Source organism: Dryocola mayonis (assembly GCF_051307045.1).
Classification (GTDB): domain Bacteria; phylum Pseudomonadota; class Gammaproteobacteria; order Enterobacterales; family Enterobacteriaceae; genus Dryocola.
In genome coordinates this window covers 552,437-575,672 of record NZ_CP150452.1, presented here as the reverse complement: position 1 = coordinate 575,672, position 23,236 = coordinate 552,437, and the positions used below count along the sequence as shown (strand labels likewise).

At 56.8% G+C, this 23,236-nt stretch carries 22 protein-coding genes and 2 pseudogenes; 14 read left to right on the top strand and 10 right to left on the bottom strand.

From position 1 onward, the window contains the following. Positions 1-8: 8 nt before the first annotated feature. Positions 9-1,074: pseudogene (locus tag WLO32_RS02810) on the top strand (GGDEF domain-containing protein). Between the two features lie 118 nt (positions 1,075-1,192). Beyond that, on the top strand, positions 1,193-1,981 hold the full coding sequence (fhuF, locus tag WLO32_RS02805) for a siderophore-iron reductase FhuF (RefSeq protein WP_435947117.1): 789 nt from the start codon (positions 1,193-1,195) through the stop codon (positions 1,979-1,981). A gap of 57 nt (positions 1,982-2,038) precedes the next feature. Here fhuF and WLO32_RS02800 read toward each other — a convergent pair whose 3' ends face one another. Together WLO32_RS02800 and WLO32_RS02795 are read right to left on the bottom strand one after the other, a co-directional pair. Then, positions 2,039-3,385, bottom strand: a complete 1,347-nt coding sequence (locus tag WLO32_RS02800) for a PTS sugar transporter subunit IIC (RefSeq protein WP_435947116.1) — start codon at positions 3,383-3,385, stop codon at positions 2,039-2,041. Between the two features lie 13 nt (positions 3,386-3,398). Beyond that, on the bottom strand, positions 3,399-3,704 hold the full coding sequence (locus tag WLO32_RS02795; RefSeq protein WP_435947115.1) for a PTS sugar transporter subunit IIB: 306 nt from the start codon (positions 3,702-3,704) through the stop codon (positions 3,399-3,401). A 209-nt stretch (positions 3,705-3,913) separates the two neighbouring features. Here WLO32_RS02795 and WLO32_RS02790 point away from each other — a divergent pair, with 209 nt between their 5' ends. The 7 genes from WLO32_RS02790 (at position 3,914) to WLO32_RS02760 (ending at position 8,243) form a co-directional block, all read left to right on the top strand. Next, positions 3,914-4,372: a YbaK/EbsC family protein gene (locus WLO32_RS02790; protein ID WP_435947114.1), complete on the top strand. Its 459-nt coding sequence runs from the start codon at positions 3,914-3,916 to the stop codon at positions 4,370-4,372. A 242-nt stretch (positions 4,373-4,614) separates the two neighbouring features. Then, entirely contained in the window at positions 4,615-5,391 is a 777-nt protein-coding gene (locus WLO32_RS02785; RefSeq protein WP_435947113.1) for a threonine/serine ThrE exporter family protein, read from the top strand. Then, positions 5,382-5,855, top strand: a complete 474-nt coding sequence (locus WLO32_RS02780; RefSeq protein WP_435947112.1) for a threonine/serine exporter — start codon at positions 5,382-5,384, stop codon at positions 5,853-5,855. Before WLO32_RS02785 ends, WLO32_RS02780 begins: the two co-directional genes overlap by 10 nt. A 57-nt stretch (positions 5,856-5,912) precedes the next feature. Then, positions 5,913-6,554: a TetR family transcriptional regulator gene (locus WLO32_RS02775; protein ID WP_435947111.1), complete on the top strand. Its 642-nt coding sequence runs from the start codon at positions 5,913-5,915 to the stop codon at positions 6,552-6,554. A 76-nt stretch (positions 6,555-6,630) separates the two neighbouring features. Beyond that, positions 6,631-7,077: a MarR family winged helix-turn-helix transcriptional regulator gene (locus WLO32_RS02770; protein WP_435947110.1), complete on the top strand. Its 447-nt coding sequence runs from the start codon at positions 6,631-6,633 to the stop codon at positions 7,075-7,077. Between the two features lie 97 nt (positions 7,078-7,174). Beyond that, a complete protein-coding gene (locus WLO32_RS02765) occupies positions 7,175-7,603 on the top strand; it encodes an organic hydroperoxide resistance protein (protein WP_435947109.1) in 429 nt (142 codons plus the stop codon). Positions 7,604-7,736: 133 nt separating this feature from the next. After that, positions 7,737-8,243 carry a DUF2501 domain-containing protein gene (locus WLO32_RS02760; RefSeq protein ID WP_435947108.1) on the top strand — a complete coding sequence of 169 codons (507 nt, stop codon included), beginning with the start codon at positions 7,737-7,739 and terminating at the stop codon, positions 8,241-8,243. Positions 8,244-8,289: 46 nt separating this feature from the next. On the opposite strand, the gene WLO32_RS02755 is transcribed toward WLO32_RS02760, so the two are convergent. Both WLO32_RS02755 and WLO32_RS02750 read right to left on the bottom strand, forming a co-directional pair. Next, entirely contained in the window at positions 8,290-9,042 is a 753-nt protein-coding gene (locus WLO32_RS02755; RefSeq protein ID WP_435947107.1) for a CDP-diacylglycerol diphosphatase, read from the bottom strand. A 157-nt stretch (positions 9,043-9,199) separates the two neighbouring features. Further along, on the bottom strand, positions 9,200-10,123 hold the full coding sequence (locus WLO32_RS02750; protein WP_435948232.1) for a LysR family transcriptional regulator: 924 nt from the start codon (positions 10,121-10,123) through the stop codon (positions 9,200-9,202). A gap of 131 nt (positions 10,124-10,254) precedes the next feature. Here WLO32_RS02750 and WLO32_RS02745 point away from each other — a divergent pair, with 131 nt between their 5' ends. The 5 genes from WLO32_RS02745 (at position 10,255) to fimZ (ending at position 16,722) form a co-directional block, all read left to right on the top strand. Then, positions 10,255-12,036 (top strand): adenine deaminase, encoded by a 1,782-nt coding sequence (locus WLO32_RS02745; RefSeq protein WP_435948231.1) that lies wholly within the window; start codon positions 10,255-10,257, stop codon positions 12,034-12,036. A gap of 33 nt (positions 12,037-12,069) precedes the next feature. After that, complete coding sequence (locus WLO32_RS02740) at positions 12,070-13,413, top strand: NCS2 family permease (protein ID WP_435947106.1); 1,344 nt, start codon at positions 12,070-12,072, stop codon at positions 13,411-13,413. Positions 13,414-13,805: 392 nt separating this feature from the next. After that, positions 13,806-14,408, top strand: coding sequence for a fimbria biosynthesis transcriptional regulator FimW (locus tag WLO32_RS02735; RefSeq protein ID WP_435947105.1), 603 nt, complete (start codon positions 13,806-13,808; stop codon positions 14,406-14,408). 336 nt (positions 14,409-14,744) lie between these two features. Continuing rightward, positions 14,745-15,518 carry a helix-turn-helix transcriptional regulator gene (locus WLO32_RS02730; protein ID WP_435947104.1) on the top strand — a complete coding sequence of 258 codons (774 nt, stop codon included), beginning with the start codon at positions 14,745-14,747 and terminating at the stop codon, positions 15,516-15,518. Between the two features lie 571 nt (positions 15,519-16,089). Next, positions 16,090-16,722 carry a fimbria biosynthesis transcriptional regulator FimZ gene (gene fimZ, locus WLO32_RS02725; protein ID WP_435947103.1) on the top strand — a complete coding sequence of 211 codons (633 nt, stop codon included), beginning with the start codon at positions 16,090-16,092 and terminating at the stop codon, positions 16,720-16,722. 78 nt (positions 16,723-16,800) lie between these two features. Here the strand turns inward: fimZ and sfmF are convergent, their stop codons facing one another. From sfmF to fimA, 6 genes and pseudogenes are all read right to left on the bottom strand, one after another. Then, positions 16,801-17,334: a fimbria assembly protein gene (sfmF, locus tag WLO32_RS02720; protein ID WP_435947102.1), complete on the bottom strand. Its 534-nt coding sequence runs from the start codon at positions 17,332-17,334 to the stop codon at positions 16,801-16,803. Next, a complete protein-coding gene (gene fimH, locus WLO32_RS02715) occupies positions 17,327-18,331 on the bottom strand; it encodes a type 1 fimbria D-mannose specific adhesin FimH (protein WP_435947101.1) in 1,005 nt (334 codons plus the stop codon). The genes sfmF and fimH overlap by 8 nt, the downstream gene beginning before the upstream one ends. Before the next feature lie 27 nt (positions 18,332-18,358). Continuing rightward, positions 18,359-20,948 (bottom strand): annotated as a pseudogene (locus WLO32_RS02710) (fimbrial biogenesis usher protein). 31 nt (positions 20,949-20,979) lie between these two features. Further along, a complete protein-coding gene (fimC, locus tag WLO32_RS02705; RefSeq protein ID WP_435947100.1) occupies positions 20,980-21,675 on the bottom strand; it encodes a type 1 fimbria chaperone FimC in 696 nt (231 codons plus the stop codon). Between the two features lie 41 nt (positions 21,676-21,716). Then, the gene (gene fimI, locus WLO32_RS02700; protein WP_435947099.1) at positions 21,717-22,262 is read right to left on the bottom strand and encodes a type 1 fimbrial protein subunit FimI; all 546 of its coding nucleotides are present in this window, start codon (positions 22,260-22,262) and stop codon (positions 21,717-21,719) included. Between the two features lie 68 nt (positions 22,263-22,330). Then, positions 22,331-22,894, bottom strand: coding sequence for a type 1 fimbrial major subunit FimA (gene fimA, locus WLO32_RS02695; protein ID WP_435947098.1), 564 nt, complete (start codon positions 22,892-22,894; stop codon positions 22,331-22,333). Positions 22,895-23,236: the final 342 nt, after the last annotated feature.

Genomic DNA, 23,236 nt, shown 5'->3' with positions numbered 1-23,236 from the left:
ATTTAGCTATGAGTGCAAAAACCTGGCGGGCATTAATAAAAGGGAAGCATCAGCTTTCTTTACGTTTATTTCTCTTACTGAACGCGATATCCGCCTGTTTCACCATGGCGAACCCTCTCTATGGCGCCATGGCCTTTACCCTGCCCGCCATGCTGGTATTGCTGTGCAGTACGGCGCTTTTAATCTGGCAATTTGTTGATAAACAAAGATTAATCAGCATTAATTTAGTATCTTTTTTACTGGGCGTATTATGGGCCTGGCATATCGTTATTAAAAATAGCGTCGTTCCCAATACCGACGCTTCGTTTTTAATAATCGCCCTGCTGTCGATCTTATTTATTGGTTCTATCTCCTTTATCAACAATTTACAGGCTTTTACTCTGCACTGCCTGCCGGTGACGTTAACCATTTTGTGGCTCGATCAGGGCGAACACTGGCCGCGCGTTATTTACTCCGTCGCGCTGCCCGGCATCGGCATCACCATTCAGCATATTATTCAGCGGCGTAACGATAAGTTCACCCAGCGGCTGATGAACAAGCTGCTCGAAGAGAAAGAGACGCTCAGCGACCTGAGCATGCTCGACCCGCTCACGGGCCTGTACAACCGCCGCGGCTTCCAGAACCGTTTTGAGAACGTGATGGCGGGCCGGCAGCGGCAACCACTACGTGCTGCTGCTTGATATCGACCATTTCAAAGCCTACAACGATAACTATGGCCACAGCATGGGCGACCAGGCCTTGATTCGCGTTTCCGCCGCCGTGCGTGATGCGGTGCGCTCCAGGGATATCGTCACCCGCTACGGCGGCGAAGAGTTTATGGTGCTGCTGACCAATATTGACGCCGGGACGGCCATGCAAACCGCGGAAAACATCCGCCAGCGCGTTTACGATCTGAAGATTCTGCACCTGTTTAACGAACAGGTCGCCACGAACGTCACCGTCAGTATTGGCCTTGCCCCGCTTATCGACGACGGCATCGAAGAGGCGCTGAAGCTGGCTGATAAAGCGCTTTACCGCGCCAAAAACCAGGGACGCAACAGCATCCTCACCAGCGATTCGCTACGGGCGGCGTGAACGACGCCGTCTTTTTACAAAACTCCCGCCCGCCGCGCGCATTTTCACCTTGCTAACGGCTTTCCCTATAGTTAGGATTGGCAATCATTATCATTTAGATTACCGGTTGCGGCAGGCGATGGCGTTTCAGTCCCAACAATTTATCGATGACCTTGCATGGCACACGCCCTTTCGGCGCGCTGAGCCGCTGCTCGCGGACGAACTGCGCGACCACTTCACGTCGCATCGTGCGTATTTCAACGAAATCGTTAAGCTCAACGAATCCGCGCCTGATAAAGCGCTGACCTTCTACCAGTGGGCGCAGCCCGCCACCCTCGCCTCCCTGATGGCCTGCTATGCCGATCATATCTATCGCCACCAGCCGCAGCTGCCCCGTGAAGGCAAACCGCTGAAGTCCCTTTGGGCGCAGTGGTATCTGGGTTTGCTGGTGCCGCCTTTGCTGATGGCCCTGCTGACGCACCCGCGCGCGCTGGATATCGATCCGGCGCTGATTCGCGCCGAGTTTCATGAAACGGGCCGCGCGGCTACTTTCTGGCTGGACGTGCAGGAAGATCTTAGCGCCACGGTATTACCGCTTCGCCTGCGCGTGGAGAAACTAGTTGTGAAAGGCCTGATGCCGATTGTTGACGCGCTGGAAGACAGCGGAGACATCAACGGCAAGCTCATCTGGGCAAATACCGGCTATCTCATCAACTGGTTCCTCGGCGAGATTAAAGACCTGCTCTGCGAAGAAACGGTTGCCGACCTGCGTCAGGCCTGTTTCTTTGAAAAACGGCTTGCCGATGGCGGGGATAACCCTCTTTACCGCACCGTCGTGCCGCGCGAAGGATTACTGGTTCGCCGTACCTGCTGCCAGCGCTACAAGCTGCCGGACGTTCAGGGCTGCGGCGACTGCACGTTAAAATAGCCAACGGCAGATAACAAAAAACGGCGGGTTTCCCCGCCGTTTTCACCTACATCACGCTTACGCTGCCTGCTGGCTTGCTTCCCCAGCGGCTTTCTGCGCTTCTTCCGCTTCCTGCTCAAGCAGCTGCTTCTCGTACACTTTGAAGAACGGGAAGTAGATGATGGCGGAAACCACCGCCAGCAGCACCACCAGAATCGCCGCGCGGAAATCCCAGCCCAGCGCCCAGGCGGCGCCAATCGGCGCCGGCGCCGTCCACGGCACCACGGAAATTACGCGGCCAATCAGGTCCATCTTCATCGCGCCCCATGCCAGCACGGCGTTAACCATTGGCGCCAGCAGGAACGGAATGAAGAACACCGGGTTCATCACGATTGGCGTACCGAAAATGACCGGTTCGTTAATGTTAAAGCAGGTTGGCACGATACTCAGGCGGCCAATGGAACGCAGGTGGGCCGATTTACTACGCAGGTAGCAAATGACCAGCCCCATGGTGGCGCCGGAGCCGCCGACCACGATAAAGAACGTCCAGAAGGCTTCCATAAAGATGTGCGGCAGCGGCGCGCCCTGCGCCAGCGCGCTCTGGTTCATGCCGAGGTTGGTGAGCCAGAACATCTGCAGCATGCCGGAAACAATCGCCGCGCCGTGAATGCCCGCAAACCACAGCAGGTGGCCGATGAGCACCGCAAGCAGAATCGCCGGCAGAGAATCCGCCGCGGAAACCAGCGGTTTAAACAGGGACATGATGGCCTGCGGGATAAGCATATCGAACTGCGACTGAATGAACAGGCTCAGCGGATAGAGCGTCAGCACCACAACCAGCACCGGAATCAGCAGATCAAAGGAGTTTTTGATCATCGGCGGCACCTGGTCCGGCAGCTTGATGCCGATGTTATGCGCCTTCAGGAAACGCATCATCTCAACGCAGTAAACCGCCACCAGAATCGCGGTAAAGATCCCCGTCCCGCCGAGGCTGTCAACCGGCAGCGTGCCGTTGGTTTTCGGCGCCGCGACCAGCAGGAACGCCATCAGCGACAGCATGGCGCACATAAACGGATCCAGACCGTGGGACTTCACATAGTGCTTGCCGAGGTTATAGGCGATAGCCGCGCAGATATAGATAGACATGATGCCCATCGTCATATCGAACGGGGTGAGGATTTGCCCTTCGAAATGTTTTGCCGCATCCAGCCACGCGCGGGCGAAGCCCCAGGTGGTGGTCGGCGAGAAAGGCGGATAGGCGAAGACCAGCAGGAAAGAGCCGACGATCATAAACGGCATGGCGGAGATAAAGCCGTCGCGGATAGCCATAACGTGTCGTTGGGCCGAGATGCGTCCGGCGACCGGGCTTACGTAGTTTTCAACAAAACGAAAAATCAAATTAAAGGCGGCATGGTTAGAAGACATAGTCGTTCTCCTGTCAGGCTATCAACGCGAGTGCGTCAGCGAGAATCTTGTCGCCGCGCATCATTCCGTAATCCATAGAGTTGATCACCGTGACCGGGATCTGTTTGGGTGCTGCCTGTGCCTTGAAATCCTCCAGGCGGTATTTAATTTGCGGCCCGAGTAAACAACAGTCATAACCGGGCATCACGTCGGTGAACTCTTCAAGGCCGACCGCTTTAATTTCGACGTCAATCTGTTGCACTAAAGCGGCTTGCTTCATCCTGTTCACGACCATGCTGGTAGACATACCAGCGGCACAGCATAAAAGGATACGTTTCATAGACTGCTCTTATTATGTGGGTACAGGGGTGGTTACAGATTCAGTATTCCTCGCTCTTTGACGGACTGCAACCGGTTACTGTAACCGGTTGCAGTGATTGTGAAGGAGATCCAGGATTCGCTGAAATAAAGCGGGCTTGATGAGGATAAGCGGTTTACAGAAAGCACAACCTTATGCGAAATTATTTCCAGTTAAATCAGGAGAAACACATGAGTCTGCAGTCTGTGCGGCAATTCTTTGCCGACCACGCCCCCGATATCGACATCATCGAACTCAATCAAAGCACCGCCACCGTAGCCCTTGCCGCCGTTGCGCATAACGTTGAGCCCGGCCAGATTGCCAAGACGCTGTCCCTGAAGGTAAAAAATGACGTTATCCTCGTCGTCGCCAAAGGCGACGCCCGGCTGGATAACAAAAAGCTTAAAGCCGTATTCGGCGCCAAGGCCCGCATGCTCAGCAGCGATGAAGTCGTTACCTGGACCGGCCACCCCGTCGGCGGCGTCTGCCCTTTCGGTCTCGAAAATCCGCTGGCCGTCTATTGCGACATTACGCTCAAACAGTATGACGAAGTGCTGCCCGCGGCGGGCGCCATTCACAGCGCCGTGCGCATAGCGCCGGAGCGCCTGGCCGACCTGACGTGCGCAAAATGGATCGACGTTTGCCTTTAGAACACACAACAAAGAAAGAAAAAGCGATCCTCGTCTCAACTACTCATTGAGCCCGCAGGCCCTGATGGTGAAATGCGTGGTAAGCCTCGTTGCGGCGCAGGCCGGGCAGCATGAAAAAGCGATCGAAAAGGTTATCTGTACAAACATTGATCTGGCACGTCTGAACGCGGGGGCGGGCCTGTGCTAATAATGGTCAATTAAATTTGTGCGACTCGTATCGCTTTCATCCTCCAGGGCAAGGCATGCAAACAGACGGCAACGTACAGCGGGAGATCACCCGCTTATGTATTCAGTGCGCGCTTTTTTTACTGCAGCACGGCGCGGAAAGCGCGCTGGTTGAAGAACTCTCCACTCGTTTAGGCATCGCGCTGGGCATGGACAGCGTTGAAAGCTCCATCTCAGCGAACGCCATAGTGCTGAGCACCATTAAAGATAACCAGTGCCTGACCACCACGCGGAAAAACGTCGACCGCGGCATCAATATGCACGTGGTCACCGAGGTGCAGCATATTGTGATCATGGCTGAGCATAAGCTGCTGGATCATAAAGATGTTTTAAAGCGCTTCGCCCATATCAAACCCCTGCGCTATCCGCGCTGGCTGGTGGTGGTGATGGTGGGGTTATCCTGCGGCTGCTTCTGTAAGCTGAACAACGGCGGCTGGGACGGCGCGTTCGTCACCTTTCTGGCCAGCTCCACGGCGATGTACGTCCGCCAGCTGCTCACGCAGCGCCATCTGCATCCGCAGATTAACTTCTGCATCACCGCTTTTATCGCCACCACCGTCTCGGGCCTGCTGATAGCCAAAGGGCCGTTCGCCAGCGCGTCAAACATCGCGATGGCGGCAAGCGTGCTGCTGCTGGTGCCGGGCTTCCCGTTAATTAACGCCGTGGCGGACATGTTCAAAGGCCACGTCAACACGGGCCTGGCGCGCTGGGCGATGGCGAGCCTGCTGACGCTCGCCACCTGCATCGGCGTGGTGATGGCCATGGCTATCTGGGGGCTGCGCGGATGGGCATAATAGATTTCGTTCTCGCGCTCATGCAGGACATGGTGCTGGCGGCAATTCCGGCCGCGGGTTTTGCGCTGGTCTTTAACGTGCCGCAGCGGGCGCTGCCCTATTGCGCGCTGCTTGGCGCCATAGGACACGGCTCGCGCATGGCGATGATGACCGCAGGCGTCAATATTGAGTGGAGCTCGTTTATCGCCGCTATTCTGGTGGGTACGATTGGCATCCAGTGGTCGCGCTGGTATCTCGCCCACCCGAAGGTGTTTACCGTGGCGGCGGTGATCCCGATGTTTCCCGGCATTTCAGCCTACACCGCGATGATTTCCGCCGTGAAAATGAGCCATTTCGGCTACAGCGAAGATCTGCTGATCCTGCTGGTAACGAACTTTCTGAAAGCGTCGTTTATCGTAGGCGCCCTGTCCATTGGCCTGTCATTGCCGGGTTTATGGCTGTATCGCAAGCGCCCACGAGTGTAGATTATTTGGGTAAAAGCCCGGACAATGCCGCGTAGCTGATAATCTTAAGGAGCCCGCGTGGAAGCCCACGAAATCTATCTTCCGGAACGTTTCGCCGAGGCGAGCCTGAAAGAGAAAATCTTTTTTAGCGCCATTGCCCTGTTCGCTGAGTTTGGCCTGAGCGGCGCGCGCATGGAGCAAATCGCCGAGAAAGCGGGCACCACCAAGCGCATGGTGGTGTATCACTTTAAGAATAAAGAGCTGCTCTACGTACAGGTGCTGGAATATGTCTATACGCAAATTCGCGGCTCGGAACGCAAGCTTAATCTGGCGGACCTGCCTCCGGTTGAGGCCATGGTGGCGCTCGTGGAATGGACGTTTGATTACCACGCCACGCACCCGGACTTTATTCGCATCATCTGCATGGAGAACATGCAGCGCGGGCGCTTCGTAAAAGAGTCCGCCTACCTGCGCGAGATCAACCGCAGCGCGCTGGAGCTGCTGGAAGATATCCTGTCGCGCGGCCAGCAAAAACAGCTGTTTAACCCGGCGATAACCGCCAAAGATGTGCATCGCCTGATCAGCAGCTTTAGCTTCTACCACGTCGCCAACAGCTACACCTTCTCCAACCTGTTCGAAGAAGGGCGGGACCCGGCGGAGCACACCGAACACTATCGCAAGATGGCGGTAAAAGTGGTGCTGCGCTATATCGGGCCGTAGCTAAGCGGCTACGGGCGCCGCAGCGCGGCAACAAAATAACTTGCAATTAAATCGTGCGCTATCTATATTCAACCCCATGAAGAAGACACAGACTCCCGTAAACGCGCTGCTGCTTGATAACCAGCTCTGTTTTGCGCTCTACTCCGCAAACCTTGCGGTGAATAAACTGTACCGGCAGCTGCTGGCTCCGCTCGGGCTCACCTATCCGCAGTACATTGTGATGCTGGTCCTGTGGGAAAAGGATGACGTAACGGTGTCGGAAATCGGGGAAAGGCTGTATCTGGATTCGGCAACCTTAACGCCGCTGCTAAAGCGCCTTGAGGCCGCGGGGCTGTTGACCCGTAATCGCTCGCGGCAGGATGAACGCCAGGTTGCCGTGATGCTGACCGACGAAGGCAAAGCCTTGCAGGCGAAGGCGAAAACCATTCCGGAATCGGTGCTCTGCGCCTCGGCGTGCAGCGTGGATTCCATGCTGGAACTGAAGGCGCAGCTCGAAACGCTTCGCCAGAATCTCGGCGAATAGTAGCGGCCAGACGCGGCCAACGCGGCTGGCTTAAAATCCACGAATAAATAGCACGCGATTTTATCGCATACACTACAAATAAGACGAGGAACCTGCCATGTCATTAGAAAAAGTTGTTTATACCGCTAAAGCGAAAGCCACCGGTGGCCGTGACGGCCGCGCAACCTCTTCCGACGGCGTTCTGGACGTCAAGCTGGGCGTTCCGAAAGAGATGGGCGGCGCGGGCGGCGAAGCCACTAACCCCGAACAGCTGTTCGCCGCGGGTTACTCCGCCTGCTTCCTGGGCGCCATGAAGTTCGTCGCCGCCCGGGATAAGATTGCCATGCCGAAAGACGCCTTTATCGAAGGCGAAGTGGGCATCGGCCCGCTGCCGACCGGTTTTGGCATTGAAGCGAAACTGAATATCCATCTGCCGGGCATGGACGCGGCGGAAGCCAAAAAGCTGGTGGACGCCGCCCATATCGTTTGCCCGTATTCTAACGCCACGCGCGGGAATATCGATGTCGCGCTGAATATTCTCAATTGATCGTCTAAGGCCGGGGAAACCCGGCCTTTTCATTACTATTAAGAACTCTCTTAATCCCGTCCCGCCGTCGCAAAGCGTTATACTCTGCGCTGACTTCTCCTGCCTGGCAGGTTATCAAAATGGGTATAACAAGATGAAAGCAAGCAATCGTATGGTATGCGCCCTTGCGCTGGCGGCCTCGTTTTTTGCCGGCCAGGCCGCGGCGGCAAGCTGGCAGGATCAGCTTTCCAGCGCGGCAAGCGAATTAAGCAAAAGCAACGCCACAACCACCAGCGGCACGCAGAGCGGCGGGCTTTCCCTCTCCTCGCTGACCGGCCTGCTTAACGGCGGCAACCAGGCGCTGAGCTCTAACAGCATGACCAACGCCGCGGGCGTGATCGAGTACTGCGCCAAAAACAAACTGGCGACCGCCACCAGCGCCGAAAACATCAAAAGCCAGCTGATGAGCAAGCTGGGCCTGGAAAACACCACCAAGCCCGCCGAGGAACCTGACTATAACCAGGGCCTGCTGGGTCTGCTGAACACCGGCAAAGACCAGCAGCTGGATCTGAACACTATCGGCAGCTCGCCGCTGGCGGAAAAAGTGAAAACCAAAGCCTGCGATCTGGTGTTAAAACAGGCCGCCAACTACATTTCCTGATAGCCAGCTCTATTATCTGCCCCGCCGTGCCGTGGGGCAGAACCTGTCAGCGCCCCAGCGCGCAGCCGTAATCAAGAATCTCCCCCGCCGTGCCCAGGTTCAAATCCGTGACTTTCAGCCGGTTAGCCAGCAGCACAAATTCGCCCTGCCCGGTCATCGTCACCGCCAGCCCGTATTTGGCGATGTCGTCGCCATGCTGGCCGACATAGGCATTCAGCAAAGCAAACGGGCTTTGCTGCGCAAAGGCGCTGGCCGGGATTTTCATCGCCAGATATTCATGGCCCTGCAGCTTCTCGCCGAGCGGCTGCCAGCTGCTGCCGATATGCGGCTCCCGCTGGCTAAGGGTCTGGTAAACGTCCGGGCGCAGGCAGGCGAGATGGATATGCAGCTGGTTTTGCGAACGCCCATACCAGGAGTTTATCGCCAGCCCCAGATAGCGGTCGCCGAGGGGTTTCTCCGCCAGCTGCTTCAGGCGCCCGCGTTCCTGCCAGGCATAGTAAAAGTAATTCGGGGCATCCGGCTGCTGAAGCGCGGGGCTTTCGATACCGGTGATTTTCTCCGTGGGCATCATCAGCGTATGCAGCGGCCCTTTGGCGTCTTTAAACACCACCACATGCTTATCCAGCGCCACCTCCAGACAGGGCGCGGGATCGTGGCGCTGCTGCTGATTCGGCACGCACTGCTGGCTGACTATCTTCCACAGCGCGTCGCTGTTAGCGCGGATATATAGCAGCCAGACTGCGGCGGCCACGACCAGTACGATCGGCAGGAAAAAGAGAATACGCAGGGTTTTCTTCATGAAGGTTAACGTCCTTTGTTGGCAAAAATGTACCACAGCGGAATAAGCAGCGCGCCCGGCCTTGAGCAGTTCAGGCGCAGTGATTCCCATGGCGCTTTCCGTATATCAGTTTGCTACACATACTAACGCAACGTATAGCAATCGGGTACACAGCAGCTTAACGCTGCTGCAGCGCGCTGACGATCAGCTGGAAACATCCCTCAATCTGCGGCGGGAAAACCTGCTGGCTGCTGCGCATCAGCGCGACGGTGCGGCTTAACGAGGGCTGCTGAAGATGCACCACCGTCAGCTCTTTATCCTGCAGGTGCGTGGTGTAAAGCTCCGGCAGAATAGCGACGGCAAGACGCGAACGCACCAGGCCATACAGCGTTTCGATATACTCCACCTGATAGCGCGCCGTCAGGCTAAGCCGCTGGCTTTCGGCCATCGCGGACACCAGACGGCTGATATTTCCTTTGGCAAAGACCGCGATATCGCAACGGGTAAGGTGCCGCCACGGGATATGGCTGGAGGAGGCAAGCGGATCCTCACGGTGCATAACCGCGACAAAAGGATCCTCCTGCAGCGGGTGGATCTCAAGCGTATCGGGCACGGAGCTGTCCAGCGCGCCGATGCCGAAATCCAGCTGCCCGTTCTCCAGCTGGGCGATCAGCGCATCGTTGGTGCGATCGTGGAACTCAATGCGCAGGCGCGGAAAATGCGCCGCCAGAAGCTGGGGAATATGCGGAAACAGCAGGCTGCCCACCGAAGGCACAAGGCCGATGCGCAGCGTGCCGTCGCCGCCTTCCTGTACGATACGCTGCATATCGTCAAAGGATCGCTGCGCCACGTACAGCACCCGCTCCGCATGGGGCAGAATCGCCGCGCCCAGCTCGGTGAGCGTCACCGCCGAGGCCGTGCGGTTAACCAGCTTGCCGCCGAGCACCGACTCGACCTGGCGCAGCGCGCTGCTTAACGCCGGCTGGCTGATCGCCAGTCGGCTTGCGGTATCGGTGAAATGGCGCAGCTTTGCCAGCGTCACAAAATACTGGATCTGTTTTAAAGAGAGCGCGGGCAGGCGCTGCCAGGGTTCAGCCATGATGGTATCAGGATTCGCAAGGTAAACGTTTGCCACAGGATAAACGTTTCTTATCGGCCGATAAATTAAATCATCTGGGTAAACCCCGCCTGCCTGGAGTAGCCTGCCACTATTTCCAGCCGGACGGTAAAACGATGAACCCACATGAATTTGCGGACCCGCGCCGCCGGGCGGTCAAAGCGGCCCTGGGCGAAGCGCCTTTCGATCTGCTGCTGAGCAATGCGAACCTGATTGATATGGCGACGGGCGAAATCCGCCTCGTCGATATCGGCATCGTCGGCGCCCTTATCGCCAGCGTCCATCCTTGCGGAAGCCGGAGCGAGGCCGCAGAGGTTCACGACCTGGCGGGCGCATACGTCAGCCCCGGCCTGATGGACACCCACGTTCACGTTGAAAGCTCCCACCTGCCGCCCGCCCGCTACGCGGAAATCGTCGTGGCGCAGGGCACCACCACCATCTTCTGGGATCCGCACGAGCTGGCAAACGTGCTGGGCGTGGAGGGCGTGCGCTACGCCGTGGAGGCGAGCCGCGGTTTACCGTTACGCGTGATCTGCGCCGCACCGTCCAGCGTTCCCTCAACGCCGGGCCTGGAAATGTCCGGGGCGGATTTCGCGGGCAAGGAGATGGAAACCATGCTCGCCTGGCCGGAAGTGGCGGGCGTTGCGGAAGTCATGGATATGCACGGCGTGCTGAACGGCAGCGAACGCATGCTGGAAATCCTCAACGCCGGGCTGAACAGCGGCAAGCTGATTGAGGGCCATGCGCGCGGCCTGAGCGGCGCACGGCTGCAGGCCTACCTTGCCGCGGGCGTCACCTCCGATCACGAACTCACCTCCGCCGCCGATGCGCTGGAAAAACTGCGCGCCGGGCTGACTATCGAAATCCGCGGCTCCCATCCGTATCTGCTGCCGGAAATCGTGGAGGCGCTCAACGCCCTGCCCCATCTCTCCTCGCAGGTTACGGTCTGCACGGACGACGTGCCGCCGGATATCCTGCTGGAAAAAGGCGGCATCATCGCCCTGCTGAATTTGCTGATTGAACACGGCATGAAGGCGACCGACGCGCTGCGCCTGGCGACGCTCAACGCCGCCATCCGCCTGCAGCGTAACGATTTAGGGCTGATTGCCGCCGGGCGCACGGCGGATCTTGTCGTCTTCGATTCGCTGGAAAAGTTACAGGCGAAAGCGGTGTACGTTGCGGGGCGGCATACCGCGCAAAATGGCAAACTGCTTACGCCCGTTAACGCGCCGGACGTATTGCCGCCGCGCGATACGGTGCGTTTAAAAGCGCTGTCGCCCGCGGATTTTATCCTTAGGGCTCCCGTCGTCCACGGCACCGCTACGCTGCGCCACATCAAGGGCGCGCGCTTTACCCAGTGGAGCGAAACCACCGCAGAAGTACGTGGCGGGCAGGTGCAAATTCCGGCTGGATTCAGCCTGATTTGGGTACAGCACCGTCACGGCCGCCACGAGGCGAGGCCACAGCTGGCGCTGCTGGAAGGCTGGGGCGAACTGCGCGGCGCCATTGCGACAACCTATTCTCACGACTCCCATAACCTGGTGGTGCTGGGCCGTCATCCGCAGGATATGGCGCTGGCGGCTAACGCCTTAATCGCCAGCGGCGGCGGCATGGCGCTCAGCCAGAACGGCGAAATTCTCGCCCAGGTGGCGATGCCCATAGCCGGCATGCTCTCCGATTTGCCCGCGGCGGAGCTGGCGAAGCAGTTCCACGAGCTGCGCGAGCTGAGCAATAAGGTCGCCGACTGGGAACCGCCATACCGGGTATTTAAAGCTATTGAAGGCACGTGCCTTGCGTGCAACGCCGGGCCGCACCTGACCGATCTCGGCTTAACGGACGGCGCCACGCGTCAGATTATCGACCCGCTTATTGCCTGCCGGGAAACGCTGGCGGAATAACAACGCAACTTTAAGATAGCAGGAGAGCCATAAATGGCCGAAAACTCAGTAAGTCCAGCCGCTGCGGAGGGCTGGCTGGAGCGGCGCTTCCAGCTTCGCGCGCGGCAAAGCAAGGTGAAAACCGAATGTCTTGCAGGCATAACCGGCTTTCTTGCCGCCGCGTACCTGCTGGTGGTGATCCCCGGCCTGCTGGCGGCGGGCGGAATGGATAAAGGAGCCGTCACAACGGGCACCATTCTGGTGTTTGTCGCGGGCACGATGCTGATGGCCTTTTACGGCAACCTGCCGTTTATCGTAGGTCCCGGCATCGGCGGATCGGTGCTGGTTGGCGTTACCCTTGCGGGCAGCGAAGGCATCGGCTGGCAGACCGGCCTCGGCATCGCCTGCTGGTCCGGCACCCTCTTTTTCGTCCTCACCCGGCTTGGGCTGCGCGAGGTGGTTACCCGCTCCGTGCCGCAGTCCATCAAGCTTGGGCTCACGGCGTCCATCGGGCTGTTTGTTGCCGTACTGGGCTTTCGCAACGCGGGCCTGGTGCTGGCGAATGCTAAAACCAACGCGCTGATGTTGGGCGATTTTATCGCGCCCGGCGCGCTGGTGGCGCTGTGCGGATTGTTCCTCGCCATTGCATTACAGGCGCGGCGCGTTCCCGGCGCGATTCTCTGGGCCATTTTGTTCGCCACCCTGGTCGGCATCCCGTTCGGCGTCACGCATCTGCCGCAAAGCTTTATCGCTATGCCGCACTCGCTCGCGCCGGTGCTGGGCCATGTGGATATGACTGGCGCGCTGAACATCGCCTTTCTGCCGTACCTGTTTGTGTTCTTCGCCTCGGAGTTTTTCTCCACTATGGGGACCACGCTTGCGGTGGGCGGTGAGGCGGGTCTGCTGGACGAGCACGGCAATATGCCGCATATCAACCGTCCGTTTATGGTGGACTCCATTGCGGCAGCGCTCGGGCCGTGGGTGGGGATCCCGGCGGCGACGGCGCTGATCGAGTCTTCCGCAGCCGCCGAGGCCGGCGGGAAAACGGGGCTGACCGCGCTGGCCGCGGCCACCATGTTCCTGCTGATGCTGCTGTTTACGCCGGTCGCCCTGATGATCCCGAAAGAGGCCACCGCTCCCGCGCTGATCCTCATCGGCCTGCATATGTTCAGCGGGCTGCGCAAGGTGGATCTGGCGAACTTCACCGAAGGCCTGCCGGTGCTGATGATGGTGATGATCACGCTGATCGCCAACAGCTTCGGCACCGGCATCGCGGGCGGGCTGCTGTTCTATATCATCATTCAGGCCATCGCCGGGAAGTGGCGCGAGATCCCGCCGGGTTTATATCTGCTGGCGATCCCGCTGGTGTATTACTTTGCGACGCTTGTGCGCCACTGAGCGGCTTATCGCCCGGCACGTCTTCCGGCACGTTTTCCTCAGGCCGGGCCGCAGAAAGGTCGACGGATAAGGATCCGTTGATGACATACAAAAAGGGTTGCCAGGCCATACCCACCTCCAGCGGCGTTTTCTTATATTTTAGAAAACGCCCGGCGGGCAGCCTTCAGCAAAATGTCTTAGCAAGCGCACGGCGCTAAGTCTTTTTTATCTGTTTATCTCTCTCGCGCAGAAACCAGCGTAGATAAATCCACGCACGCCTTTTTTAAAAGCGCCAGGAAACCGCCTGGCGTTAAGTCATCCTTGCGCCCCGCGGAATTAAGTCCACAGGTGTTCATCCTGCTTACGGTTTAAACTAAGCTTCCTGCTCCGCTTATTTATTAAAAAGGGTTTACATGCTTACCGTTGCCATAAAAGAAAAAAACAGCCTTTTTGCTCAGGGTATAAAAATCATTATTGAGCGAATATGCAGCCGTCGTCATGAAACCTTTCATTTTTTACCCGTTGAGCACCAAGACGTTGCCGATATTTTATTTATCTCCCTTGAAGATAACTGGGTCAGCGCCGATTGTTATAAAATCCCCCAGACCACCAAGACACAGCGCGTAATTCTTATCTGCCGAAAACATGAGCATGAAAAACTGATGTTCCGCCCCTGCCTGTATATGCTGCCGGCCATCTTTCGCGAGGATGAAATCGATGAAATCAGCCATAAAATAGCCCACTGGACGAACCCGGCCAGACGCGGGAAAAACACCAGGGCCGTTCCTGCGGGCGTTTGCAAGTACTGCACAACGCGCCATTTTTCCGTCCACGAGCGCGAGCTTCTCCGGCACATTGCATGCGGCCGCTCGCTGAGCGATGCGGCAAAGCTGATGAACCTTGATGAGCCTGCGGCGGCGCAGCAACGCCTGGTTATCATGAAGAAGTTAGGCATCAGCAGCCAGCAGGGCCTAATAAAATTTATTAAAATGAACCTGCTCTTTTTACTTGATTAACCAGGCTAAATCTATTCACCGCCCGCTGCCGGTTATTTATTCAAAAAAGCATGAGCCCTTTATTTTCCATTAAGAAATTTCTTCAATAAATTTAAGCCCGGCCTGCTATCTAATTCGATACCCCGCAGCCACAATAAACCGCGCGATAATCAGGAGCGCCTGCCCGTTTAGTTTCTGATTATCTTTTTACTGCCACACTAGCGCTTCACAAAAAATACACGGTTAGCGACAAAATAATTATGCATACCTCTTTTGCTTCAGCATACTTCTTTGGCACTCTGCCTCCCGGCCGGCATTTTCCCTGCCGCCGTCAAGAGATAGCTGACCGGACAGCCAGTGAGTGAACATTTGTATTCAGCCGCGCGTAAAAGAAGGCCTCGTCGCCCCGGCGGCGATGGCCCGGCATGGCCCTGCGGCCCGGCCGTTCCGCTGATTTTCGACCGTCTTGAGTATCTGCAGCAGCAAATCAACGCAGCGCGCCGGCCAAAGCCGGTGGATATGCTGCTGATCACTCACGACGGCTATCTGTCGCTGGCGCTTAGCCAATATTTCTTTAAACGTACCCGCACGCACATTTGCCCGACGCCTGAAGAAGCGGAGAGCTTTTTCAGACAGAACCCTTTGCCGCGCATCGTGATCGATCTCGACGGTATCACGATGCCAGTGCTCCGGGCGCTGGACACCGTGCGCAGCTGGCAAAAAAAGCGGCCCGGCATCAGTATCACCCTGCTCACCTCCACCCGTAGCCCGGCGGCGGCCTCTTTTATTGCCGCAGCCTCGGGCTGTCGGGTTATCGAACGGCATCTGGAAATCGTCATATTGTTATATTTATTGATGCAACAGCCTTGTTCCCCCAGGCCGATTCAGGCTAACTATACGCGCGCGAATGATAACCTCTCCCCACGGGAATGGACCCTCCTGCTGGAAGTCGCCAAAGGCCGCTCGCTCAAAGCCATCGCCTCTTCGCTTGAGAAGCCTTATCACTCCGTGGTGTATACCCTCGGGCGGGTCGCCGGCCGCCTTGGCCTGAATAACAGGAAGGCGCTCATTTATTTACTGCACGAACTATCCCTGGCGCCCATGGAGAAACATTTATTCGTAAGCCGCTGACCTTCTTGTGAAATTAGGAAATTACTTATTTTTCATGTTCCAAACATGTTAAATAAGAACTATTCATTAACAGTTATAACTATTCCTGGAAGCCTGTTTCCCGCGACGCCTCTTGTTTTGTCCGGCAAAGGGCGTTTTTTCACCACCGATAGCGTTAACAAAAACAAAACAATCAACACTTAATATTATATTTAATATTTAAATTAAACTTTTAAACTAAATATTTCATTTAGCGTGGTAATAGGTTCTGAATGTAATTTTAGTTATCCTGGAATGCAGAACTTAATAGCGCCGCTGGCGGCCGCAGGCAACGGCAGACTTTCTCTCATATAATATGAATGTATAATCCCCACACCAAATAAACTAATTAGAATAAACTTTTTCTACATGTATTGAGCCGTTTTTTAGCACCCCCATCACGTATCGAAATATATAATCACCAGGACTAATTAATTTTTAGGGAGAAACCTGCACGCACCGCCAAAAGCTAGCCTGTTAATATTTCATAAATTTCGCTGCCAGTGACCCTGCGTCAACGCGATGTTTTCCTCAAACAATCCGAGGCAAAAAAATGAAACCTGCATCCGTAATCATTATGGACGAGCATCCTATTGTCCGCATGTCGATAGAAGTCCTGCTCCAGAAAAATAAAGCAATTAGCGTAGTATTGAAAACCGACGATGGCCGGGAAGTCATCGACTATATGCGCGCTCATTCGGTCGATCTGGTGATCCTGGATATCGAGCTGCCGGGGGTTGATGGATTCACTTTACTGAAAAGAATCAAGAGCCTGCAGGAAGATACGAAAATACTTTTCCTGTCTTCCAAATCTGAGAGATTTTATGCCGGGCGCGCGATTCAGGCCGGCGCGAACGGCTTTGTCAGCAAGCGTAAAGAACAGGAGGATATTTATAATGCGGTAGAAATGCTGCTGGCAGGATATTCCTTCTTTCCTTCTGACACCCTGCATTTCATCAGCCAGCCAAACGCAAGAAAAGGAGCGGTTGACGATATGCCGCTTTCAAACCGTGAGGTCACCGTATTACGTTACCTGGCGCATGGTTTATCGAATAAGGAGATTGCGGAGCAGCTTTTGTTAAGCAACAAAACGATTAGCGCACATAAAGCCAATATATTTTCCAAGCTGCACGTCACCTCTATTGTCGAGCTTATCGATTACGCACGCGTAAAAGAATTATTATAAAAGCGTACGCCTGGCTTGAAACGAAACGTCCGGGAACATACGCTCCCGGATTTTCATTTTTACGCAGCGCGCTGGATATTAATAATAATTAATCATAAAGGTTGCTTCAGCATCGGCCTTGCCCGGCTGCGGGTTATCGGCAAGCGCGATATAACCGGCGAAAAAGGTCAGCGCGGCATCGCCGTTGGCGTCCACCGCCACGTCCTGGCTGGCGCGGTCTAAAGGAAGTTCGGATTTATCGCCATCGCGCAGCTCCACCGCGATATTCGTCGCGCTGCTCGTATCACTGAGCGCCAACAGCCCCGGATGGCCCGCAACATTTTTCCCTGAAAAGGTAATAGATGCCGACCCCGGCGGACAGCCTTTAAGCTTCAGCGTAAAGGGCATGCTTTGCGTCCTGCTGCCCGCCGTGCGCAGCTGTCTGGTGGGCCAGGTGCCCAGCTGCACCGTTTTGTTATCGTCGCCGGTTTCCACATAGCAGCTGTAATCCACCACGTTGCCGCGCAGTTCGATATTGATTTCACCCAGCGGTGAATCCGCCCGGGCGTTGCCTGCCGCCAGCCCGATAAGCAGGCACAACGCCAGGCGCCTGCAGCTGTATCTGTTAGTCATAGTCCACCCGCAAATAGCCCCGCGCCGTAAACGGACCTTCCGCCGGTTTGCTTCCCGTCACGCTTACCGGCCACGCGCGTATATCAACTCTTGAGGCCGAGGCGTCGTCGAGCCGGAAATTGATTTTGCTGCCCAGGTTATCAGGCGTAAGCGGCGTTCCGTTTCCGTCCGCGATAATAAAGCCGAGATCTTTATTGTTGGAAATCAACATATTGCCCTGGCTCTTCTCCGCTTCCACGCGCAGCGAGAGATAGGCCTGCGCATCCACATTGGTACACTTAATGCCGATCGTTCTGGTTTGCGGCGTAACGCCCTGCGGGCGGTTCCCCGCTCCGGCCTGGCTAAACAGCGCCGCGCCGATATCACCAAAATCAAACTCGACGATTTGCCCGGCGTTAATCTCGCAGGTTTGCGGGACTTCGACCTTGCCGCTGTAGCTGATGGTATAAACCGGCGTGGTCAGCGGGTCGGTGCTGCGCGTGGTGACATAGACACTAAACATGGTCTGTTTCGGGATCGGCACCATGTTGATAAAAGGACGCGTCACCTTAAGCCGAAAGACCAGATTCGAATCCTTAACCGGGAACGGCTGCCCGCGGGAAACGTTCGGGTGGCTGCCCATCTGGATGTAGTCGCGAGGCGGGTAAAACACCCCCGAATAGCTGTCGGTGATCTTCATCCCGCCGTTAAGGTAGTCGTTTATTTTCAGGTATTTGTAACCATCCAGCGTTTCCTGAATCGGCAGCGTGGTGACGTAGCTGCGCATGGTGGTGTTTCCGCTCGTCCCCGCCGGACAGGTGGCGTTAACGCCGACCCACTGCGACTTTTCCGCCAGCGTCACAATCTGCCCGGCGTGGTTGTTCGCGCTGGTAAAGACGTTCGAGAGATCGTATGAAACCTCGGTCGGCACGCCGTTTGAGTTAGCACAAACCGTGGCAAACGCCGGCGCTGCGCAGGCCAGCAGCGCGGCGCCGGCCAGATAAGTCTTCGCTTTCATTGTTAGTTTCCCAAGCCGTGAGCTTCGCTATGAACAGGTGGCGCCAGCCACCACGACAGCCTGTTTCAGGCTTTCTTGCGGCAGAACATAAGGAGCGAAGCAGCGTGAACTTTTGCCGTCTCCCCACTGAACGAGCAGTTTCCCTTTGAGCGGTAAACCGCTGAGGTAGATTTGCCCGTCGTCGCCCACCATGCTGGTTGCGCCGCTGTTTTCTTCACGCACGACCGAACCGAACGGCACCGCCCGCCCGCCACGTTTTACGGTAATAATCGCCCGTACGCCGATGCGGGCGTTAAATGCGGCGCGCACCAGCGCGCCCTGCGTCGGCACCACGCTGCTGACGTTGTTTTCAATATCGGTATGGTTATCCATCGAGTTGGTATCCAGCGCGATGCGGTTGTAGCGATAAACCGTGGCGTAGGGCATCACGGCGTAGCCGCGCCAGTCCGTTTTCACCCCGGTCTGGTTTTCAACGCTGACGCCGGAGGCGCCCGGCGCTTTTATCAGCACGTTGGTATCGCCCAACGGCTGGCTGAGGGTAACGCCGTCGGCATGCCCCACCACGCCGCCGGAGGCCTGCCAGTTGAATTCTCGCTGGTCGCGGTCGTAGTTGTAGCCCAGCCCCAGGGTGCCGTAGGTCGCCTGCCAGCTGGCATTGGCGCTGCCGCTGTAGCCGTTGGCGCTGCTGTGGCCCTGGGTCAGGCTGTAGTTCAGGTTGCGGTCTTCAAGCAGGGTGCCGCCGACGCCGGTCTGCACGGTATTTTTCCCGTCTGAATTCCGGCTGGCGGCAAAGGTGGCATAGGCGCGGTCGATGGCCCTGTCCCGCGAATAACGCCGGCCCAGCAGCGTGCTGAACGGCACCGAGAGGTTAAACGCCAGGATGCGATCGTTATTCGCAAGCCCAACTGATTTGCTCCACGACGCCGACACCGAGTAGCTGATGCCGCGCCAGCCGCTGGCGTACCCGGCCTGATACCAGGTGTTGTCTTCGTCGGTGCCCCAGTAGGTTTGCTGGCTGCCGGAAACGTACAGCGAGCCGTAGTCGCCTAACGACTGGGAGATATTGACCTGAAAACGCCCGCGCTTGCTGTAGCGCAGGTTGTGGTAGCTCTGCGGCGTCTGCACCTTGTGGTGCGCGCCGTCGTCCTGCAGCTCGTACTCGTAGCCTTCCATATTTTTATAAGCCGCCTCATCCAGGGTGTAGAACCCGCGCGTGGAGTAGCGATAGCCAAGAAGCTGGAAGTTGGTGCCGTAGCCGCTCAGGGATTTGGCATACAGGAAACGCAGGGACTGGCCCTGGTGCTCGCTGTTGTCGGCAAGCCTGCTGCGCGCGTGGGTGACGTCCACCGAAATCGCCCCCCATTCGCCGAGGTTTTTGCCAAGCCCCAGCGCCGCCGCGGTGTAGCGCTGGGCAAGCTGCGAACCGCCGTAGGCGGTGTAGCCGTCTGGCAGGCCCGCAATCAGGGTGCCCTGGGTAAAGAACGGCGTATCCTGCTGGCTGTTGCCGCTGCGGAAATCGCCGGCGACCAGGTCGTACTTCAGCCGTCCTTCGCGCTGCAGCAGCGGCACGGTGGAATACGGCACGGTGTATTTCTGCAGGCCGCCGTCTTTTTCTTCCAGCGTCACCTCAAGGTCGCCGCTCGAAGAGGTCGGGTTCAGATCGCTGATGGCGAACGCGCCGGGCGACACGTAGCTCTGATAGATAACAAAGCCGTTCTGGCGAATGGTGATTTTAGCGTTGGTACGGGCGATGCCGCGCACCGTTGGCGCGTAGCCCTGCAGGCTGTCCGGATACATGCTGTCCGAGGAATAAAGGCGCGCGCCGCGAAAACCGAGGCTGTCGAACACATCGCTGCCGGTGTTGCTGTCGCCCATCACCAGCTCGCCCCTGAACGGGATAATCGCCCGCTGCACGTAGGTGCTGATGTTCTGCCAGCTGTTGTTGCGGTAGCCGTTCCCGCGGGTGTAGCTCCAGGCGCCGTTGTTACGCAAACGCCAGGGCCCGTAGTTCAGGCCGCTTTGCAGGCTTAAATAATAGCTGTCGTCGTTGGTGGGCCCGGTTGCCGGTAAAGGAGTAGTTGACCAGCGCCGCCGGAATGCCTTCGTCCCACTGATCCGGCGGGATATAGCCGCGGGCGCTGTTAAGCAGCGCAGCCTGCGGCAGGCTGATGTCGAGGCGCAGCCTGGCGAAATCAAAGGTGATTTCCGCGCCGGGAACGGCCTCGGCTACCGGCACGCAGGCGCCCGCTTTATATTTTGCCAGCTCAGGGTAAGCGAGCATATTCAGCCCGAGGCGCTTAAGCCAGTCGACGTCGAGGCATGGCGTCAGGCCGCCGGATTTCACGGTTTCGCCGGGCCGGGCGCCGTCGGTCTCTGAAAACAGCAGATCTTCGGTGGCGATAAACTCATCGTTGCGCCAGATATCCACACGATACTTGCCCGGCGGCTGATGGTTGCCTTTTTCAAAACGCGATAAATCCGCGACGGCGGCGGCATCCCCGGCTAAAAACGCCGGATTGAAGTAGCTTTCGGCCACGCTTATTCCCGGCCAGAGCGCCGCCAGGACCGACAGTGGGCCAAAGACGAGCGCCTGGTGCGTAAGCGACTTTTTCATCATTTCCCTGCTTCCCCATAGCTGCCAGGCGGCGTCACTGCATCTGGCCCGCTTGCGCCGGCGTGACCGCGCCGTAGTCGTTCACGGTCTGGAAGGAGACGCTGCCGGCAACACCCGCAGGCACGGCGACCTGCGCCACGCTCTTCGGCGCCACCATAGTATTCGGCAGCTTCGTATTGCCGATTTTCAGATTGACCGTCGAGATATAGTACGGCGACGGATTGTGCAGGCTCAGATGGCCAACGCTGCGTTTAAAACGCAGCTGCTTTAGCGCCTCTTCTGGCTGCATCTGCAGGTTTTTCGGGCGCACAAACAGCTTGATGCGCGACAAAATCGCCAGCTGCAGCACGTTGTTATTCGCCACGGTATTTTTATCCACCGACGGAATCGCCTTCATATTCATCCAGAAGAGGGATTCGCGATCCGCAGGCAGCGGCTGGCCGACATAAATAATGCGCAGGGTGTTTTCGCTTTTTGGCTCGCTGACAAACAGCGGCGGCGTGACGATAAAACTTTTATCTTTTTCGCCGAGATTGTTCTCCACCCAGGAACTCACCAGATAACGTTCTTTAGCGCCGCTATTGGTAATAGAAAGAGAAGCCTGCTTCGCGTCGGCGGGATAAATAACACGCGTGGCGCCAAGGCCAATTCCTCCTGCCGCCTGAGCAGAAAATGCAGTTATTAACAGGCATAGCGCTGCGGCCACCCCGGTTTTAAATAGTGTATTCATCACGACAGATACCATCTAAATTACGTTATGAAGGGCTCGACTCAGGGGTAAACCAGCGTGAACCAGACATCAGAATGAATATTTCCCGGCAATACGCGTCCGGAAACCGAACGGTAACGAGCGGTGAAATGAAAAGTCATTTCCTGGGTTTTAACCGGCATAAAATAGGCCGGCGCGGTATTGGGAATAATGAGCTGCTGTTCGCTGTCGAATAAAGCAAGCCCGATACCGGCGCTGGCGTCATTGCCGTTTACGCTGGTCGCCGCCAGAAAGACCTGCGGGTCTTCGACGGGCGTGGCGCCCTGAAAAGCGATGCCCACCTGTTCAGCAACGTCGGGCAGGCAGCCGGTCAAGCGGATGGCGAACGGAATGCTGACTGGCGCATAGCTGCCCACGCCCTGAAAAAGAGTGCTGCGGTACTGCCCCATCTGTATGGTCATCTCCTGGCTTTCGGGCGCGACGGCGCAGGCGCCGTTAACCAGCGAGCCCTGCATATGCACTTTGCCGCCGTCAATCACCACCGTTCGCTTCGCCAGCGCCGGGCTTGCCGCGGCCAGTAACAGGAGGCACAGAATTTTCCTTTTCATGCTCGCCTTCTCAGGATTAACGTGAAATCTGCCTCTTCCCTGAGGCGTGCATCATCCCTGCGCTTTAATTACTCGTATTTCATAACGAAAGTGGCGTCAGCGTTGGCTTTACCCGCGGTCGCGGTTGCCGCCGTCGCTTTATAGCGCGCGGTGAACGGCAGGGTGTTAGTCCCGTCGGTCAGGTTCTGAGCGGTGGAGAAGGTCGCGCCGTCCGGGGTCAGCACTTTAGAAGCGCGGTCGAGGATTTCGATGCCTACGCCCTTAGCGGTGGTGGTGTTGTCGCCGGAGTTAACCGCCAGCAGGGTGGGATCAACGGCGTCGGCCTGGCCTGCAAAAGCGGCCGAAGCGGTAGCGGCTACGGTGCTGTCACAGTCGTTCAGAACGATGGTGAAAGGGATCTGCGCGGAGGTATCGCCCGCTTTGGTGAAAGAGGCGGTGCGGTACTGACCCAGTTTTACCACCTGACCGTCAGACTCGGTGCTTACCGCGCACGCGGCGTTAACCAGCTCGCCTTTAAAATGAACGGTGCCGCCGTTAACGGTAACCGGCGTAACCGGGTCTTCCGCTTGAGCCGCGCCGCTCATCAGGACGATGCCGGCAATTAAACAAGAAGCAATTTTGCTGAATTTCATGAGTATTCCTTAAATGATTAAAACGCACAGCGCGGAGAGTAATGAATATATATTCCGGTATTTATTAATTATCTTTTCGCTGAAGCAGCCTCCACCGGCCTGATAAATAAGGCAGTGCTTTCCGGTAATTTTCAGCAATATCGATAATTAATTAAATATTTAAAACGCCAGCTGGCGACGGGGGATAAATTAATAGAATCGGGGGTTAAATCATACCCGCTAAATCTTTATATAACCTAAGCGGCGTCTTAATAACCTCTAAGAAATCGGGTAAATCACCCCGGTTTTCGCCGAATAAAGTTGCCAAAACGTTAAATGCGTCACACTCAGGGTGTTACACTA